Source organism: Defluviitoga sp., from assembly GCF_035349255.1.
GTDB lineage: Bacteria > Thermotogota > Thermotogae > Petrotogales > Petrotogaceae > Defluviitoga.
This window is the reverse complement of record NZ_DAOPSE010000071.1, coordinates 1-4095: the sequence shown is the minus strand read 5'-3', so window position 1 is coordinate 4095 and position 4095 is coordinate 1. Positions and strand designations below refer to the sequence as shown.

The window sequence follows — 4095 nt, the reverse complement described above, 5'->3', positions numbered from 1 at the left end:
GAAGTGTTAAATGTTCAACATTAAAAACTATATCCATATTACTACTACCTATTACGGCAATCACTCGTAGAATCCCTCCTACTACCTTTCATTTATGGTTATTAATATTCAATTAATATGATGGGTGGGGAGAATTCCCCACCCCTACAAATTTTATTTTGTTACAAGTTGAAGATCTACTGGAAAATAAATTGTACCTGTTTGCAAATATTCATTAGCTTTTTCTACAGCTAATTCTCCCATACGATAAGGTTGTTGGGCTATAGTAGCGCTTAATTCTCCTCGTTTTACAGATTCTAGTGCATCAGGTGTTGCGTCAAATCCAACTACTATTATGTCTTTTAATTTTCCCGCTGCTTTTATAGCCTCAATTGCTCCAAGTGCCATCTCATCATTGTGTGCAAAAACTGCATTAATGTCAGGATGAGCTTGAAGCAAATTTTCCATGACGGTTAATCCTTCTGCTCTATTATAATTTGCAGTTTGTCTTGCGACCACTTGGATACCAGCATATTTTGCTATTACTTCATTAAAACCTTTTCCTCTATCTCTTGCAGATGACGTTCCAGGAATACCAACCAATTCAATTACTTTACCTTTTCCTCCTATTTTTTCAGCAATATATTCACCAGCAAGTCTTCCTCCTGCTACATTATCTGAAGCTATATGTAATAATACTATTCCACCGCTTGATCCTCTATCTACGGTTATTACGGGAATATTTGCTTCATTGGCTTCTTCTATTGCGGCTACAATGGCATCACTATCTGTTGGATTAATTAAAAGGATATCGACCTTTTGTCTTATTAAGTCTTCAACGTCATTCAATTGCTTTGCGGAATCATCGCGAGCATCTACAACTTTGATATCTATTCCTAGTTCTTTTGCCTTATCTTTGGCTCCATTTGCTAAATCCACAAAAAAAGGATTGTTTAAAGTTGAAACAGAAAGTCCTAAAGTAACGGCAAAACTAAAAGATGTTACTAATAATACTAAAACACTTAGTAATACAGCCTTTTTCATTTTTCCATACCTCCTTGGGTTTTTTTAAGGTGCTTGTGAATATATAAGAAACTGATTTTTAATTTGTTAATATTTATTGAAATAGAAATTACTTCACCTATGTATTGAACATTTTCTATCTGAGATGTTCGAGGTTTAGAAAACTGAAAGAATTTAGAAATATAGGATTATTAAACATTAATCGTTAGAAATCTTCTTTTATTCAGACTTTTCTAAAAGAACGGCAAGTAAAATTATTGCGCCTTTTACCAAATCTTGATAAAATGGGGAAATGTTCATCAAATTCATTCCATTATTGATTGTTCCTAGCAGCAAAGCACCGAATAAAGTGCCTAAAACTCCTCCACTTCCTCCTGAAAGGCTGGCTCCTCCTAATACTACTGTAGCAATTGCGTCTAGTTCATACCCTTGACCAAATGTGGGTTGAGCACTGTTTAATCTTGCAGTTAGAATCATTGCACTAACTGCTGCGAATATACCGCTGATAGTATAAACAATAATTTTATATCTATCAACATTTATTCCACTTAATCGTGTTGCTTCTTCGTTTCCACCGATAGAATAAATATACAACCCAAGTTTTGTTTTTTTTAGAATGTATAAAACAAGAAAAAATACTCCAAACATGATTATGACAGGAACAGGTATACCTAAAATGTCTCCTCGTCCTATAAATCTAAAACTATTAGGGAAAAGTGAAATAGGAATTCCTTGGGTATAAGCTAACGTTAAACTTCTTCCGATCGCCATAGTAGCTAAAGTAACTATGAAAGGTTGGATTTTTCCCTTGGATATTACAATGCCATTAAATAATCCCATTATCGCGCCTATTAATAAACCTAATATTATTCCTAGAAATACTTTTCCTTCTTTAACTATAGAAGCCATTACAACAGCGCTAAATGCAAAAATAGAGCCCACTGAAAGGTCAATTCCGCCGCTAATTATTACCAAGGTCATCCCAAAACCTAAGATAGCTGTTATTGAAACTTGTCTTAAGACATTAACAATATTCGAAATATTGAAGAAACTTTCGGTAAATATAGAAAGCAAAATAAACAAAACGATAAATCCAACTAAGGCAGGATTTTTTCTCATAAAAGTAAGGATTTTAGACATTCTCTATCAGCCCCGTTCCAGCTTTTAGAATTCTTTCAGGCGAAATTTCTTCTTTTTCTAAGATCTCAATCACTTTACCTCTGTGCATTACCATAACCCTATCACATAATCCAATTATTTCCGGAATTTCTGAAGTCACTAATATCACCCCAATGCCGTTATTTGCCAAATTATTTATGAGTTTATATACTTCTATTTTTGCTCCGACATCTATTCCTCTGGTAGGTTCTACTAAGATAGCAACCTTTGGTTTTTTTAGAAGGAATTTTGCAAGAACAACTTTTTGTTGGTTTCCACCAGAAAGATTTTTCACCTTTTGATGTTCTCCAGATACTTTTATGTTAAAATCTTTTATTTGTTTTTTTGTTGTATCTACTGCCTTTTGCCATTTTATATTAAAGTTAGGAGCAAATATATCACAATTAGGAAGAGTAATATTTTGAACCACGTCTAGTAAAAGGACGAGACCCTGTGATTTTCTGTCTTCAGGTACAAGAACAATACCAGCTTTTAGGGCTTGTTTGGGACTTTTAATTTCTGTTAAAAGTTGTTTATCAATTACAAATTTTTTAAACTTTGTTTTATATAGACCATATAATCCCAGAGCTAATTCTGATTTTCCACATCCAACCAATCCTGTTATTCCAAAGATTTCTCCCTTTTTTACATTGAAGGTAACAGGCGAAACGTGACCAACCACTTCAAAATCTTCTACTTCTAAGACAATTTCATCTTGAACCTGATTGTATTTAGGAAACATTTCTTTGATTTCTCTACCAACCATCATTTTAATGAGCTCTTCATTATCAATATCTTCTATGTTTTTTGTACCTATTAGTTTTCCATCTCTCAAAACTGTAACTCTGTCAGCAATTTGATAAACTTCTTCTAACTTATGAGTAATAAAAATTATTGATATACCTTTTTCTTTGAGTTCTTTCATCACTTTGAAAAGTATCTTTGTCTCATGCTCAGAAATGGCTGCCGTGGGTTCGTCCATTACAATAATTTTTGCATCTGAAGAAATAGCTTTGGCTATTTCTACTAATTGTTTTTCGGAAACATTTAAATGTGAGACTTTTGTTCGAGGATCTATCTCAAAACCTAGCATTTGAAGATACTTTTTTGATTCTTCAACCATTTTATGATAATTTAAGTTCACTGGGCTACCAAGTTCTTTTCCTAGGAATATATTTTCAGCGATTGAAAGATTTTCTGACAACATTAATTCTTGGTGGATAATTGCTATACCGTGTTTTTTGGCATCAAGAGGAGAACTAAATTCAACTTTTTTCCCGTTTAGTATAATTTCACCACTGTCAGGTTTATAAATACCACCTAATATTTTAATTAAAGTACTTTTACCTGCACCATTTTCTCCTAATAAGGCGTGAATTTCGTTTTCTTTGAGGTTAAAAGATACTCTATCAAGAGCAACTACGCCTGGAAACGTTTTTGTTATTTCTTTCATTTCTAACAACATCAGAAGATCACTCCTGAAATTAACATAATATTTGAGAAAGGTGTACATTCACCTGTTCTAACAAAATATTTGGACATTTTAGCGTTTTCCTTAAATAATTCATGGGATATTTTTTCGATCTCTATGCCTTGAAATAATTTCATTATTTCAGTATAATTGTTAATATTCTTGTGCTCTAATTCTTCAGCTATAATTATTTTTTCTACTGCTAATTCTTTTAATATAACTTCGACAGTTTCAACAAAGCTAGGTTTTCCTTTGTCTAAAACAATATCTGCAAATTCAACATCTTTAGGAATAGGGTATCCCATGTCAACTACAGTGATTATATCTTTGTGTCCCATCGAAGCGACGAAAGATGATATTTTTGAATTAAAGATACCAGATTTTTTCATGTTTTTATCTCCTTTTTGTACTTTCTCTTACTATAACTTGATTTTGAAATAATTTTACAGGTATATAATCATCTT

Annotated in this window: 4 protein-coding genes; all 4 read right to left on the bottom strand. The window is 32.6% G+C overall.

Annotated elements, in window-relative coordinates:
- Positions 1-153: 153 nt before the first annotated feature.
- The 4 genes from rbsB to rbsD all read right to left on the bottom strand — a co-directional run bounded on the left by rbsB (position 154) and on the right by rbsD (position 4020).
- Entirely contained in the window at positions 154-1023 is an 870-nt protein-coding gene (gene rbsB / locus PKN74_RS08060) for a ribose ABC transporter substrate-binding protein RbsB (RefSeq protein ID WP_472310302.1), read from the bottom strand.
- Positions 1024-1221: 198 nt separating this feature from the next.
- Positions 1222-2142 (bottom strand): ABC transporter permease, encoded by a 921-nt coding sequence (locus PKN74_RS08055; RefSeq protein ID WP_472310300.1) that lies wholly within the window; start codon positions 2140-2142, stop codon positions 1222-1224.
- Positions 2135-3625, bottom strand: a complete 1491-nt coding sequence (locus PKN74_RS08050) for a sugar ABC transporter ATP-binding protein (protein ID WP_472310298.1) — start codon at positions 3623-3625, stop codon at positions 2135-2137. The genes PKN74_RS08055 and PKN74_RS08050 overlap by 8 nt, the downstream gene beginning before the upstream one ends.
- Positions 3625-4020, bottom strand: a complete 396-nt coding sequence (gene rbsD / locus PKN74_RS08045) for a D-ribose pyranase (RefSeq protein WP_464233719.1) — start codon at positions 4018-4020, stop codon at positions 3625-3627. Before rbsD ends, PKN74_RS08050 begins: the two co-directional genes overlap by 1 nt.
- Positions 4021-4095 lie beyond the last annotated feature (75 nt).

Coding starts and splice junctions, on each gene's coding strand:
- PKN74_RS08050 (WP_472310298.1), bottom strand. CDS start 3,625: ATGTTGTTAGAAATGAAAGAAATAACAAAAACGTTTCCAGGCGTAGTT.
- rbsB (WP_472310302.1), bottom strand. CDS start 1,023: ATGAAAAAGGCTGTATTACTAAGTGTTTTAGTATTATTAGTAACATCT.
- rbsD (WP_464233719.1), bottom strand. CDS start 4,020: ATGAAAAAATCTGGTATCTTTAATTCAAAAATATCATCTTTCGTCGCT.
- PKN74_RS08055 (WP_472310300.1), bottom strand. CDS start 2,142: ATGTCTAAAATCCTTACTTTTATGAGAAAAAATCCTGCCTTAGTTGGA.